General features: G+C 46.2%; 8 protein-coding genes and 1 pseudogene. 3 read left to right on the top strand and 6 right to left on the bottom strand.

Features of this window, described 5'->3' with window-relative positions:
- Window positions 1-683: pseudogene (locus QUA58_RS20290) on the top strand (chromosome partitioning protein ParA); the annotation flags it as partial.
- Between the two features lie 113 nt (window positions 684-796).
- Window positions 797-1,318: a hypothetical protein gene (locus QUA58_RS20295; RefSeq protein WP_333395567.1), complete on the top strand. Its 522-nt coding sequence runs from the start codon at window positions 797-799 to the stop codon at window positions 1,316-1,318.
- Window positions 1,319-1,349: 31 nt separating this feature from the next.
- On the opposite strand, the gene QUA58_RS20300 is transcribed toward QUA58_RS20295, so the two are convergent.
- From QUA58_RS20300 to QUA58_RS20325, 6 genes are all read right to left on the bottom strand, one after another.
- A complete protein-coding gene (locus QUA58_RS20300; RefSeq protein ID WP_333395568.1) occupies window positions 1,350-4,826 on the bottom strand; it encodes a tetratricopeptide repeat protein in 3,477 nt (1,158 codons plus the stop codon).
- A 404-nt stretch (window positions 4,827-5,230) separates the two neighbouring features.
- The gene (locus QUA58_RS20305) at window positions 5,231-9,847 is read right to left on the bottom strand and encodes a tetratricopeptide repeat protein (RefSeq protein ID WP_333395570.1); all 4,617 of its coding nucleotides are present in this window, start codon (window positions 9,845-9,847) and stop codon (window positions 5,231-5,233) included.
- Window positions 9,848-10,398: 551 nt separating this feature from the next.
- The gene (locus QUA58_RS20310; RefSeq protein ID WP_333395571.1) at window positions 10,399-11,004 is read right to left on the bottom strand and encodes a 50S ribosomal protein L25/general stress protein Ctc; all 606 of its coding nucleotides are present in this window, start codon (window positions 11,002-11,004) and stop codon (window positions 10,399-10,401) included.
- A 64-nt stretch (window positions 11,005-11,068) separates the two neighbouring features.
- Window positions 11,069-11,437 (bottom strand): hypothetical protein, encoded by a 369-nt coding sequence (locus tag QUA58_RS20315; RefSeq protein WP_333395573.1) that lies wholly within the window; start codon window positions 11,435-11,437, stop codon window positions 11,069-11,071.
- A 61-nt stretch (window positions 11,438-11,498) separates the two neighbouring features.
- On the bottom strand, window positions 11,499-11,891 hold the full coding sequence (locus QUA58_RS20320; protein ID WP_333395575.1) for a hypothetical protein: 393 nt from the start codon (window positions 11,889-11,891) through the stop codon (window positions 11,499-11,501).
- A 54-nt stretch (window positions 11,892-11,945) separates the two neighbouring features.
- Window positions 11,946-13,286, bottom strand: a complete 1,341-nt coding sequence (locus QUA58_RS20325) for an adenylosuccinate synthase (RefSeq protein WP_333395576.1) — start codon at window positions 13,284-13,286, stop codon at window positions 11,946-11,948.
- A 166-nt stretch (window positions 13,287-13,452) separates the two neighbouring features.
- Between QUA58_RS20325 and QUA58_RS20330 the strand changes: the two genes are divergently transcribed.
- Window positions 13,453-14,466 (top strand): adenosine deaminase, encoded by a 1,014-nt coding sequence (locus QUA58_RS20330; RefSeq protein WP_333395578.1) that lies wholly within the window; start codon window positions 13,453-13,455, stop codon window positions 14,464-14,466.
- Window positions 14,467-14,626 lie beyond the last annotated feature (160 nt).

Consider the following 14,626-nt stretch of genomic DNA (forward strand, 5'->3'; position numbering starts at 1 on the left):
ATCAACTGCATCAAGCTGAGGCCGTAGTGGAACAGTCGCACTCTCAACTGCATCAAACTGAGGCGGCATTGGAGCATGCTCAGAATCAACTGCATCAAGCTGAGGCCGTAGTGGAACAGTCGCACTCTCAACTGCATCAAACTGAGGCGGCATTGGAGCATTCCCAGAATCAACTGCATCAAGCTGAGGCCGTAGTGGAACAGTCGCACTCTCAACTGCATCAAACTCAACAGGAATTGCAGCAGTTCCAGTCTCGACTGCATCAGACAGAAACACAATTAGAGAGCAAGCAGTCTGAATTCTTCGAGACGCAGAGAGAACTAGAGCAGTCCCGCTCTCAACTTCACCAGATGCAGGGAGAATTAGAAAGATTGCAGTTTCAGCAAGCTACAGCTAGACTTGTAGGAGAACAAAGCCAGATACAGTACAGCCTCTTAGTCTGGGATGCGTGGTATGCTTACCGCCAAGACGATATGCCTCGGATGCGAGATTGCTTGCAGCAATCTTTAAAATATACGCCTTTCTCACGCACGGAAACAGTAATAAACTGGCTAGAGAGTTTTAGCAAGTTCTCTTCTGAGAAAGGTTGCCCACTGGATACTGATACCCTGACTAACTCAGCAGAGTGGAACCAATTAATGCGTCGTGTAACCGCAGTTAAAGCTCTCCTTTCCACTCACTAAAACATCAGTTTAGGATCGCGGATTGGTAGGAGATTGGATTTTCAGTAGCATTGAGCCTAAGTTTTATGTAAAATTAGGTGATTATTACCTGTCCAGCTACAAACTCAAGAACAATGAGTGAAGACACATTAATTGAAATTATAGAGGTTATTCAAACATCCGCTGACAATTCCGAATTGTTGTGGGGGTGCAACATAGATCTGCCAAACCAGGGCGATCAAACGGATAGTTACGAGATTTCCTTTAAAGGTTGGGTGTTGGGGAAAAAATCTCCAGCGATCGCAGTCGAATTAATCAGCGGCGGTGAAACAATCGAAAAAATTGCTGTCGATCAGTCACGCCCCGATGTATTTGAAGTTTATGGGAATGTGTCCAAAGCGGGTAGCTGCGGTTTTTTGAGAAAAGTGGAAGTTAGCAAACTATTACAAGCCGGGGAATTAGTTCTCGAAACTGTCTTCTCAGATCGAAGCCGGGTACAGATAGGAGAAGTGCAATATCGGAAAAAGCTTCCGTTCCTAAAGCAGGTTCAGGCAGACTTAGGACAATCGCAGACTCGATTGCAACAGATTCAATCCGAACTGGAAATTTACGCTCACAGTTCAAAAAAGCTCTCCCAACCCGAACAAAACAGATAAACCCGTAGCTTGCTAGGGTGTGTCAACCCTTCTACAATCTAATACTGTAGTCGGCACGCTCCCTAGTTAAATTAGGGCTGTAACAAGGGTCATTATCAATGAATTTTTGCCACCGACTTTTGATGACATTAGCTTCTCGGCGCAGCCTATCCTGTTTTTGGGGTGTGTCTTCGTAACCCCGGCTTTTAGATTCGTGGTGGTAAAGAACCACATGAGGCAGGTAAACATTTCGATAGCCTGTGGCTACCATTTTCAAACATAAATCGACATCATTATAAGCCACTACCAGCTCTTCATCAAATCCCCCGATCGCCTCAAATACTTCCCGCCGGCACATCAAACACGCACCTGTCACCGCTGAAACATTACTCATACATTTAACTTGACCCAAATATCCCGGTGTTGTAGCAGGAAAACAGTAATGGCTGTGAGCTGCAAGTCCCCCAAGTCCCATCACAATTCCAGCGTGTTGGATCGTGTTATCTGGATATAATAAGAGAGCTCCCACAGCTCCAATTGCAGGTTTTTGAGCTTGCTCGACCATGCCGTCAATCCAATCGGTAGCAATTACTTCTGTATCGTTATTCAAAAACAGCAAGTAATCTCCCCGGGCTTGTTTAACAGCATAGTTGTTAATTCTGGAAAAATTGAAAGGAATGTCAAGCCGATAGCATCTAAATCTATTTGATTCTTTTGCTGTCCATTTAGCTATCAATTGAGCCGTCTTTTCTTCAGTACTACCATTGTCGATAACAATGACTTCGTAATTGGGGTAGATGCTTTTGGTAAAAATAGATTCTAGGCAGTTGTCCAGTATCTCACCTAAATCGCGCGTGGGAATAATGATACTGACTAGCTTGTACTCAGTAATTTTGTACCGCACCATATAGTGTCCCAATAATTCTGGAACATCTATAACTTTTGCCTCTTCTCCCTTTCGGGAAATTGCCTCTACAATAGCTTTTTTCGCAGCTTCGTAAGCATAAGGCTTTGCCTCCCCGCCACCTGTAACTGAGTTAGAATGAATTCGCCAATGGTAGAGAATCTTGGGGATGTGAAAGATTTTATCAGTTTTTTCGGTTAATCTTAACACCAAGTCATAGTCTTGACTGCCTTCATATCCTGCCCTAAAGCCTCCGATTTCATTTACCAGCGATCGCCTATAAGTCCCCAAATGACAGGTGTACATCCGAGATAGAAATGACTCAGGACACCATTCTGGTTTAAAGTATGGGTCTATCAGTTGATTGTTAGGATTTAGTTTATCTTCATCTGAATAAATCATATCCGCATCAGGGTGGCGGTTCAGGAGCAATGCCACTTCATACAAAACATCTGGTGCCAGTGTGTCATCGTGGTCTAATAGAGATACAAATTCCCCGCCTGCCAACTCCAAAGCTGAGTTAGAGCAGTGAGAAATATGACCGTTCTCTCTTCTAAAAAATACTTTGATTCGATTATCTTTTGCTACATATTCTGATAAAATTTGCTTAACATGAGTCTCCGTTGATGCGTCGTCAGCAATGCACAATTCCCAGTACGGATATATTTGATTCAAAACAGACTCAATTGCTTCTCGCAGAAATTTCTCTGGCGTGTTAAACACGGGCATGACAACGCTAATCAGGGGTTTGTAGCTGAATATTTCTACCATTTCCGCCATCTTCCGCAAATCTGCTTCTCTCGGACAGTTTTTAGCTCGCCACTTGCTATATGTATCTTGATTGTCTGGCAGTATATCTCGCAAGCTTTGGTAATCTTCGGAAAACAATTTAGGTTCAATTTCAATTGCCTTCTGGTAGGATTCGATTGATTCTGAAAGTTTATTTTGTTTAGCTAAAATTTTACCTAAATTGTAGTGAGACCATGCAAAACCTTGGTCAACTGCAATAGCTTGGCGATACCAAGTTGCGGCTTCATCAAGTTTGCCTTGTTTGTCAAAAAGTTCTGCTAAGTTGTGGTAAGACCAAACAAAGTTGGGGTTGAGTTCTATTGACTTTTGGTACGATAAAACAGCTTCATCAAACTGACCTTGCGGTCTAAGGATATCTGCTAAATTATGATAAGTACCGAAGAAATTAGGGTTGAGTTTTATTGCTTTCATGTATGCTGCAACTGCCTCATCGAGTTGACCTTGTGTTTGAAGTGCCTCCCCTAATTTATGGCAAGCTTCAGCATTCTCTGGGTCAAGATCAACAGCGTGATTGTATGAAGCAATTGCTTCTTTCCAAGCCTTTTGTCTTGCAAAAGCATCGCCTAATGGCAAATACAGGTCTAGGTCATCTGGCTTAATTTCGAGCATTTTTTTGCAAAGCTCTAAATTGTTTGGATTGAATTCAATGGCTTTGCGGTAACAGCTAACTGCTTCATCTAAATCTGATTCAGCTTCTTTTTGCAAGAGTTGCACTCTAGAGCGCCCTGCTAAAGCATCTGCTAAATGGTGATAAACTACTTCTGAGTCAGGAGCGATTTTAAGGGCTTTACGGTAAGCAGCGATCGCTTCATCCCACTGCTGAAGTTGAGCTAGAGCAAATCCTAAATGGTCTTGAGATTCAAGGCTGTTTGGTTCAATCTCGACAGCCTTGCGGTATTCAGCTACAGATTCGTGCCACCTTTGTCTTGTAGCCAAAGCATCGCCTAAATGAAAGTATACGGTAGCAACGTCGGGCGCTAGAGCGATCGCTTTCCGATAAGATACGATCGCCTCCTCCCACCGCTGGACGATCGACAAAGTATGCCCCAAATAGTGGTGGACGATCGCCGAACCCGGTTCCAACTCAGCCGCTTTCGAGTAAGATGCGATCGCCTCCTCCCATTGGCCCTGAGCCGACAAAGCCGTACCCAATTTATAGTACAGCCAGTGGAAATCCGGTTTTAACTGAAGCGCCTTTCGGTAATAATTCACGGCTTCTGCCAACTCATTCTTGCCTTGCAAAGCCTCTGCCAACTTCAAGTACAAATCTCCCTCGCCCGGATTAAGCTCGATCGCCCTTCGCAAGCAATCAATCCCTTCATCAACCCGTCCCAACCTTGCCAAAGCCTCCCACAAATTTTGGTAAGGCAAAGCCGATTCCGAGTCAAGCTCGATCGCCTTCCGCAAACAACTTACAGACTCATCCAATTGACCTTGCAAACACAAAGCCTGACCCAAACTATTATAAAACTCATAAAAATCTGGATAGAGTTCCACAGCTTTGCGGTACGCAGCCACGGCCTCATCAAGATTGCCCTGCTGTTGCAAAACCTCCCCGAAATTGTGCCAAGACCAAGCCGAATTCGGGTTGAGTTCGCAGGCCCTGCGGTAACTTTTTTCTGCCCCATCCCGCTGCCCCAATTTCGCCAAAACTTCACCCAAATTGTGGTGATACCAGGAAAAATCCGGGTTGAGTTCAGTACAGCGCTGGTAGGCGGCGGCGGCTTCTTCTAATTTATCGGACTGTTTCAGGAGGTTGCCTCTATGAAAATAATTAGAAGCTGTTTCTTCATGCACTTGTAACGAGTTATTCATAATTTTGTACCGTAGATTTGATTTTTTTTAGTTTTGTCGAGGCTGGGTTTATAAGTAGCTTGTATCTGAGAACTTGCACCAATCTCAATCTTCAGGATTGTCGCGCGGGGTGGGGGCGGGTTTTTTAGTCTTTGGGTATCCCTTGAAGCTATCGGTGAACCCGCCCCTACAGGTTCTTAATATTGGTGCTGTCTGGTGAATTGTATCGGTCTTCTGTCTGACTCACAATCCTCTCGATCCTCCCGACACTCAGGGCGGGCACGGGGGCACCGCCCCTACAGGTTGTTGATTTGTAGGGGTAGTGCCCCCGTGCCTACCCTCCCCACCAACCAGGACAACCGCGGGGGGATTGCCCCTACAAAGAATTAAACAGCCCTGTGTGCCTACCCCTCCTGGGGATGTTCCTAATGACTCGGCCGCCAATTCTCGTCCTCCAATCTAATACCGCTGTCTTGACACGCCCTGGTTAAATGGGGGCTGTAGTAAGGGTCATTGTCAATATATTTTTGCCACCTGCTTTCCATCAGCTTTGATTCCTTCCTCAGCCGCTCTTTCTTTTCCGGCGAGTCTTCGTAACCGCGACTTTTAGATTCGTGGTGGTAGAGAACTACGTGAGGCAGGTAAATATTGCGGTACCCTTTCTCCAGCATTTTCAAACACAAATCCACATCATTGTACGCCACTGTTAGCTCCTCGTCAAATCCCCCAACACTCTCAAATACTTCGCGGCGACACATTAAACACGCAGCAGTTACCGCTGAAACATTGTTCATACCTACCACATTCCCGAAATATCCAGGAATCGATCGCGGCATATGATAATAACTGTGACCCGCCACACCGCCGCCGAGTCCCATCACCACTCCCGCGTGCTGGATTTTGTTATCTGAATATATCAACAAATTGCCCACAGCCCCGATCGAGCTTCTTTGAGATTGCTCAACCATCGCGTCAATCCAATCGGGAGTAATTACCTCTGTATCGTTATTCAAGAACAGCAAGTAATCTCCCTCCGCTTTGCTAGCAGCGTAGTTGTTAATCTTCGAGAAATTGAAGGAAATGTCCAGCCGGTAACTCTTAAACCTCGCTGATTCCTTAGCCGTCCATTTAGCCAGAATTTCCGCCGTATGTTGCTCTTGACTGCCGTTGTCGATGACGATAACTTCGTAGTTGGGATAGACACTCTTAGTAAAGATAGACTCCAAGCAATTGTCCAAAACATCGCCTAAATCCCGCGTCGGAATAATGATGCTGACGCGCTTGTAATCCGTAATTTTGTAGCGGGCAATAAAGTGTCCCAAAAAGTAGGGAACGCCTTCAATTTTCCCCGGTTCGCCCCGGCGTTCGATCGCCTCTTGCAAAGCTTTTTGCCCTGCATCATAGGCATAGGGTTTAGCATCTACACCGCCAGCAGCCGAACCCGCGTGCATTCTCCAGTGGTAAAGAATTTTAGGAATGTGAAAGATTTTGTCAGTTTTTTCAGTAAACCTCAGAACCAAATCGTAATCCTGAGCTCCCTCAAAACCGGGTCTAAAACCACCGATTTCATCGATTAAGTTTTTCCTGTAAGTTCCCAAATGGCAAGTGTACATCCGAGACAAAAACGAATCGGGACTCCATTCGGCCTTGAAGAAAGGATTTATCAGTTCTTGATCCTGATAAATCTTGTCTTCATCCGAATAAATCATGTCCGCCTCCGGGTGGCGGTTCAGCAGCAGCACCACTTCATACAAAGCCTCCGGTGTCAGCGTATCGTCGTGGTCTAATAAAGATACAAATTCACCCGTCGCCAACTCCAAAGCAGAATTGGAACAGTGAGAAATGTGACCGTTTTTGGTTCGATAAACTACTTTGATCCGGCTATCTTTGGCTGCATATTCTTGCAAAATTCGCTTGACATGAGGCGCGGTTGATGCGTCGTCAGCAATGCACAGTTCCCAGTAGGGATATATTTGATTAAAAACTGAGTCTATAGCTTCCCTGAGATAATTCTCTGGCGTGTTGTAGACTGGCATCACAATGCTAATCAGCGGTTTGTAGCTAAAGATTTCTAATGTTTCAGCGATCTTCCGCAAATCAGCTTCTCTGGGGCTGTGCTTGGCGCGCCACTTCGTATAAGCTGGGTCTTGACCGAGGAATAGGGAATCTCGCAAGTTTTCATAATCCAAACCAAAAAGTTTCGGATCGAGTTTGCTCGCCGTCTGATAAGCTTCCAGAGCTTCGGAAAGCTTGTTTTGTTTAGCTAAAGTTTTTGCTAAATTGTGGTACGACCAGCCAAATTCAGGAGCAACCTCGATCGCTCTCCTATATGCCGCAACAGCTTCATCAAGCCGACCTTCTTGTTGAAAAATATCCGCTAAGTTGTGGTGCGACCAAACAAAAGTTGGATTCACTTCTGCGGCTTTCTGATAACTTTTAATAGACTCATCAACTTTACCCGTCCATTTCAGGACATCGCCTAAATTGTGGTGAGTTCCAAAGTAATTGGGATTAATTGCAATTGCTTTGCGGTAGGCCGCAATAGCCTCGGTATATTTACCTTCTTCTTGCAGAGACTCCCCTAATTCGTGGTACTCCGCAGCCACTCCCGGGGTGTGTTCGATCGCGCTTCCAGATTGTCGGCTAGCAGCACTTTTTTCTGCCGCCCTACTTACCCCCTTTTTTTTTAACACCTCTTCTAACCGCCCAGAAATAGCCTTGTCATCAGGCCGAATTTGCAACGCCATCTGATAAAAGACGATCGCCCCATCCGGCCAATTCTTCCGCACCAAAGCATTCGCCAACTCAACATACAGCTCAGCATCATTCGGCGCAATCTCCAAAGCCTTGTGATACAACTGCACGTCATCAGGATTCTCCTGAATCGCCCGCCGATACAAACCCATTGACTGCTGCAAATCCCACTGCGATCGCATCCTCAAAGCATCAGCCAACTTTTGCGAAATCCACGGCAAATCCGCCTGAATTTGCACAGCGTGGCGGTAAGAAGCGATCGACTCATCCCACCGTTCCAGCTTCTCCAGAGCCGTCCCCATGTTGTAATAAGTCCACGCAAAATCAGGATTCAACTCAGCCGCCCGCCGGTAAACATCTATCGCCTCATCCCACCTTTCCATTTCTAGCAACACGTCGCCCAACTTGCTGTGCGACCAGAAGAAACTCGGATTGATTTCGTTAGCCCGCCGGTACGCAACAACCGCCTCATCCCAGCGTTCCAAATTCACCAGCGCTTCTGCTAAATTGTTGTGCGCCCAGAAGTGATCGGCATTAAGTTCGATCGACCTTTGGTAAGCCGAAATCGCCTCATCCCAGCGTTCCAGTTTAATCAGCGCGTCGGCTAAATAGTTGTGCGACCAACTAAAATCTGGATTTAATTCTGTTGCTTTCGTGTAAGCCTCTACAGCTTCCTCCCAGCGTTCCAACTTCAGCAACACGTCAGCTAAATTGTTGTGAGACCAGCTAAAATCTGGATTTAATTCGATCGCCTTGCGGTAAGCATTTATAGCTTCCTCCCAGCGTTCCAACTTCACCAGCGACTCAGCTAAATTGTTGTGCGACCAAGAAAGTTCGGGATTATTTCTAATCGCATTGCTGTAAGCATCAACCGCCGCTTCCCACTGTTCTTTGTTCCTGAGAAGTTCGCCCAATTCGTGATAAGCTGCACCAGCATTTGGGTTCAACTCAACCGCGCGCCGGTAACAGTCAATACCTTGCTCTACCTTACCTTGCTCGATCAAAGTTTTGGCTAAATTCTCGTGTTCCTCGGCGGTGCCAGACTTGGGGTCGATCGCAAATGCTCGATACCAAGCCTCAGTCGCCGCCTCAGACTTGCCTAACTGCGTCAACAATTTTGCAAAATTGCGGAAAGCACCGGCAAAATCCGGTTTCAGGGCGATCGCCTTTTCGTAAGCTGAAACCGCTTGCTGCCACTGTTCTTGCTGCGCGCAAATGCTGCCGTAATTAGCATAAGCTTCGGCAAAATTTGGGTTAATTTCTATTGCTTTGACATAACAACTTTTAGCTTCATCAATTTTGCCGCCAGCTTGCAGGGCGTTGCCCAGCATTTTGTAAAGCGGCGCTTCCGGCTTTATTTGTAGCGCTTTTTTGCAAGCAGAAATTGCCTGTTCCAATTTGCCCTGAGCAAAATAACCTTCTGCCAGTATTTTGTATGCTTCTGGGTCTTCTATATTAATTGTAGAATTAACTGCCTGCTGCATTGGTGGCTTAACTGGCGGCTTGACTGCGGTTACAGGAGGCTGCTGCTTAACTGCACCGTTTTTCGCCGTTGCACCCGCCAAAGTTTGCTCTCCCTCGCTGCCGTTTTTCGCCGTTGCACCCGCCAAAGTTTGCTCTCCCTCGCTGCCGTTTCTCGCATGAGCTGCGTTGAGTTCAATAGCCTTGCGATAATATACTGTCGCTTCCTCTAACTTGCCTTGTTTTTTTAGCGCTTCGCCCAAATTTTGGTAAGCAGTCGCCACATTAGGATTTAATTTTATGGCGCGATCGTAACAGGCGATCGCTTCGGGGAATTTTTCCTGCCTAAAAAAAGCGTCGCCCATATTCAAGTGTTCCCCAGGCGCTACTTTTTCCGGTTCCAAACTAAATGCTTGATACCAGCACTGCTGCGCTTCTTCCGGTTTGCTAATTTGTCCGAATACTTTTGCTAAATTCCGGTACACTCCCGCGAAATTCGGCTTAATCGCGATCGCCTTTTGATAAAATCCGATCGCCTCCTGCCATTTTTGCTGCTGCGCGCCAATGCTGCCCAAATTCGCGTATACTTCCGCAAAATTCGGTTCTATTTCAATCGCTTTAGCGTACCAGTGCCGTGCCTCTTCCATCCTGCCTTGAGCTTGCAGCGCGTTGCCCAAAGTCTTGTAAGCCGGTGCAAAATTGGGATGAATCTTTAAAGCTTGCTCGCAGGAGGCGATCGCTTCTTCTAATTTTCCTTGGGATAAGTATATTTCTCCCTGTTGGTTAAATTGAACCGCTGTTGATTCTGTACTGACTGTTGATGGCATATGGGCGGCGGCTCCAGAGGCAGGAATTAAATAGGGTAGTCGAAACGTTTAACAATTATACTCGCGTTTGACACTAACAGTACCGGACTTGTTCCCCCACTTCTTATTTTTTTTGAATCCCGTTGCTGGCGAGGAACCGGGATTCTCGGCTGATTTTTTGGATTTTACGGTTAAATATGTAAGAATCAGCCCGGTTTCTGGCAGATTTGCGCGCCCGTCCCGACTTTTGTAGCTAAAGAGTCGATCGCCCGTTTTGTAAAGCAAAGTAAACACTGCCGGTTCTTGCTTGTGGGAGGCTTTCTTGTGGACTGGGCAAGGGAGATTGCACCCTTTTCTATAGGCTTTTTACCGGCGGGCTAGGAGCAACGGCCCACAAGAAAGAAATGCACTCTTTGTGGAACAGGCATCTTGCCTGTTTTTGAGCAGGGTGAAAGATGTGCGATCGAACCCAAACGAGAATAGCCTTTTTAGCAAAAAACGATCGCCCTTTTGGGAGAAAGCGATCGCCCTTTTTTTTCAACAATTAGTTAACAACTATTAGCAATTACTAATTAAGCTGCTGCGGCTGCGTCTTCTTCTGCGTCTTCGGCTTCAGAACCTGCTTGAATTCCCAGCACAGTAACAACCACCTGATCTGGTTCGCCGAGAGCTACCACTCCCGCAGGCAAAACTAATTCGTTAATGTGCAGCGCATCCCCAACCTTTAAATTAGAAATATCTACTTCTATTGATTCAGGAATGCTGTCAGGTTTGCACTTAACTGCTAGTTGCGTCAGCACGGTATCCAAGATGCCGCCTTCTAATTTGACGCCGACAGCTTCGCCGACAAAATTCAGCGACACTTCAACTTCCAGGCTGTCTTGAGTTGCGACGGAGAAAAAGCTCAGGTGGTAAGGAAAGCCTTTCCAAGGATGAACTTGAACTTCCCGCAGCAAGGTTTTTCCAGTCCAAGAGAGTTCGGGAATGCTGAGGTCAATTAGGGCGTTGTTGACTACGCGCTTTTTGAGCAGGTGTTCGACTGTTTTGGCTTTGATGGTAAGGGAAATGGATTCAGAGCCTTTGTGCCCGTAGAGGACGGCGGGAATCAATCCAGAGCGGCGGAGGGCGTTAGGTTTGCTGCCTTCTGCCCGCTTTTGACATTCTACTGCGAGTTCCATTTTCTGACTTTCTGCTGATTGTTTTCACATTTTACCAGAATTGTGATATCGCGATCGCGCTTAATTAAATTCGCTGAAGGTATTGATAGTTTTCATTTTCCACACACTTCAGCAATTCCAGCATTTTTCTCAGACGGTAAGTTCCTGATTGATACTCTTCTTTTGAAGGGTAATCACCAAGCTTAGTGAGAACTACATCGCTTTCACTGATAATTGCTTCGCTAAAAATTTTCTTGAACTGGTGGCGAATCTCTTGATTTAATTCAACTAGAGGCAGAATTACATTTTCTTCATCTAGGTAAATTTCAGTGTCGATTGATGTGCCACCTATTTTGGAAAATGCTGATTTTGCTAACCATTCGTAAGTAGTTGCTGTGATTCTTACACTATCAGACGGTTCACCATTGGCTGAATAAAAACTGATGTCAAACATTGGGATTACTCCTGCTACTAAACATCTGAAAACTCGTTCAAAGGAATATTTTCTGCATAAGCTATGACTGCTGTGATAAATTTAGCTTTCCCGGTGCAGAAATTTTATCGGCACTTACAACTCCAATAACAGTGGCAGTATCAATAATTTCATTAACGGCTTTTCCTGAAAGGTATGTGGTTTTTATTTCTATATGTGGCAGGTCTGTTTTTCTTTCCTTTACATTTGACTGTGAATCTTTGATACTTCCTCTATTGTATTGATGATGAATATCGTAGATTATTTGCTCTACTTGTGAGGCATCCTTGGTAGCTACAATTAAAATGTCTCCTTTCGGATCGTTGCCAGTAGTTCTCTGGGATGGAATGCCAGCTTCAGCTAATTTTCTGATTACCCAGCCAACCAAATCCCGATGAAGGGTTAGTTGGTAGATTAGACGATCTTCATCCGTCACTGGAACCCGCTCGGACATGAGATAGACCCTTTTTCTGTATTATAACTAAACCTGTTAGGATTTTGCTGCTACAGGAGTACCGTCAACCGACAACAATCCTCGTTTCGGGCCGTGAATCGGGTCTTCGACAATGATAGTTTGGTCGCGGCTGGCACCGAGAGATACAATGGCGATCGGCACTTCCATCAAGTCTGCCAAAAACTTGAGATAATCCAATGCTTGTGACGGCAAATCTTCCAAATTGCGGCACTCTTCTGTGGATTGTTTCCAACCGGGAAGGGTTTCATAAATGGGTTTGCACCGAGCAAATATCCGCGAACTTTTCGGGAAATCGACACAGCGTTCGCCGTCAATTTCGTAAGCAACACAGACTTTTATTTCTTCTAATTCATCCAAAACATCTAGTTTGGTGACAGCCAAACAGTCAAGGCCGTTGATGCGGACTGCGTAGCGGCCGATTACCGCGTCGAACCAGCCACAGCGGCGTTTGCGGCCGGTTGTGGTGCCGAATTCTGCACCTCTTTCGCCCAAAATTGCGCCAACTCCATCGACCATTTCGGTAGGGAAGGGGCCTTCTCCAACGCGGGTGGTATAGGCTTTTGCTACGCCAATTACGCGATCGATCGCTGTTGGGCCGACTCCTGTGCCCACACAAGCGCCGCCAGCGATGGGATTGCTGGAAGTAACATAAGGATAAGTGCCGTGGTCTAAGTCTAATAAAGTGCCTTGCGCGCCTTCAAACAGAATATTTTTCCGCGTGTGAAGTCCCTCATAAATCTTCAGGGAACTGTCTACTACGTGCGGCCGCAAACGTTCTGCATAAACTTGATATTCATCAAAAACATCTTGCGGATTCAGAGGCTGCAAATTGTAGAGTTTTTCCAGAATGACATTCTTATGATGAATCGTCCATTCCAGTTGTTCTCGGAATCCTTCCAAGTCCATTAAATCGAGCATCCGAATGCCTGTACGTTCCGACTTGTCGGCGTAAGTAGGGCCGATGCCGCGTCCTGTTGTCCCGATTTTATAATTTCCCCGCTGCTGTTCCGATGCCACATCAATTAATCGGTGATAGGGCATGGTGATGTGAGCAGTCTCTGAAATCATCAGCGAGGCTGTGGAAATATTCAGTGCCTCTAGCTGATCTAATTCTTCAATTAAAACTTTAGGGTCGATGACCGTGCCGCAGCCGATGATACACTCTTTGTCAGGGTAGAGAATCCCGGACGGAATCAAGTGCAGCTTGAAAGTCTGACCGTTGACTACTACCGTGTGACCGGCGTTGACGCCCCCTTGGTAGCGGACAACGATATCTGCGGATTTGCTGAGCAAATCTGTAATTTTTCCTTTTCCTTCATCGCCCCATTGGGCGCCGATCACAACTACGTTAGCCAAGGGTTTCTCGCGTTCAGCTCAGGTTGACACAAACTCTGATTATGTACGAATGCGTCCCGGATGTCAAATAAATTTTTGTTACAATTAAGAGCAGTGAGGCTGTATTCCTTTCACAAACCCAGTCCCAGCCATATCGGGGCACTTCCCAAGGCAGAAGGTAAATCGCATGACTTTACACGCTGAGTTGCACCGCCATCTGGGCGGTTCTGTGGTTCCTAGGATTCTGTGGCGGTATTTCGATCGCCATAATGCTGAGATGGTCGATCGATTTCAACAATACTCTGCTTTTGAGGATTTTTACACTCGTCCGCGCAATACTCTCGATGAGTATTTGGAACTGCACACGCTGGTGGAAAGTGTGCAAACTGTTGAGACTTTGCCTTATTTCATCTATCGGTTGATGCGGGGCGCTTACGTGTTTGAAAATCTGGCTTATTTGGAGTTGCGCTATACGCCTTATTTGCGGACTCCAGAGCATTTGGAACAGTCAAAACGCATTGACTTGATGGCAGAAATTGTCAAGGTTGTAGGGAAGGCAAGTCAAATTAGCGATTGTCCGATTGTGACTAGCCAAATTTTGTGTATGCACTCGCGTTTGCCCTATGAGGTGAATCGGGCGATCGTCGATTTGGCGGCCGAGATGGGAGAATATGTTTGTGCGATCGATCTTGCGGGCGGTGATGCTGCTATTGGCGATCGTTTGGACGAGTTTGTGGGATTGTATCAGTACGCAAGGTCGATCGGCATTAAGACGACAGGCCATCTTTACGAAACTACTTCGGGCTGTTATCCCGAACTTCTGCCCTATCTGATGCGTATCGGTCACGGGATTCAAATTCCGCTAAAATATCCCGAACTGCTGCCAGAAGTCGCGCGCAGAGGTCAATGCTTAGAAGTTTGCCCGACTACCTATCTCAAAACGGGGACGTTGGAGGATATGGGGGAATTGAAGGTAGTGTTCGATCGATGTTTTGAAGCTGGTGTCGATATTGCCATTTGTACTGACAACGCGGGATTGCACAACGTGCGGCTGCCTTTTGAGTATGAGAATTTGTTAACTCTGGATATCATTGATTTTCGGCAGTTACAAGCCTGTCAAGAGGCCGCTTTCCGCCATGCTTTCGCGTGGCCCTACGATGGGCGGCCTGTGAAAATGCTGACGGGTTTGTTGCAACATTAGTCGGTTGGTGCGATCGTTAGTTAATTAAGTGCGATCGAGAATTAAGATGAGACGGCGGTTGAAACCGCGTCTACACAAAGGAAGTCCGCCTCCGCGGACTGAAGAAAATAAGGTAATTTCAACCGCCGTCGGATCTTCAACCCGCGGAGGCGGGTTTTGT

It is taken from the genome of Microcoleus sp. N9_A1 (assembly GCF_036701795.1).
Classification (GTDB): Bacteria; Cyanobacteriota; Cyanobacteriia; order Cyanobacteriales; family Microcoleaceae; genus Microcoleus.

Bases quoted from the DNA above. Each gene is read 5' to 3' on its own strand.
- QUA58_RS20330 (WP_333395578.1), top strand. From the start codon at position 13,453: ATGACTTTACACGCTGAGTTGCACCGCCATCTGGGCGGTTCTGTGGTT.
- QUA58_RS20310 (WP_333395571.1), bottom strand. From the start codon at position 11,004: ATGGAACTCGCAGTAGAATGTCAAAAGCGGGCAGAAGGCAGCAAACCT.
- QUA58_RS20295 (WP_333395567.1), top strand. From the start codon at position 797: ATGAGTGAAGACACATTAATTGAAATTATAGAGGTTATTCAAACATCC.
- QUA58_RS20300 (WP_333395568.1), bottom strand. From the start codon at position 4,826: ATGAATAACTCGTTACAAGTGCATGAAGAAACAGCTTCTAATTATTTT.
- QUA58_RS20305 (WP_333395570.1), bottom strand. From the start codon at position 9,847: ATGCCATCAACAGTCAGTACAGAATCAACAGCGGTTCAATTTAACCAA.
- QUA58_RS20315 (WP_333395573.1), bottom strand. From the start codon at position 11,437: ATGTTTGACATCAGTTTTTATTCAGCCAATGGTGAACCGTCTGATAGT.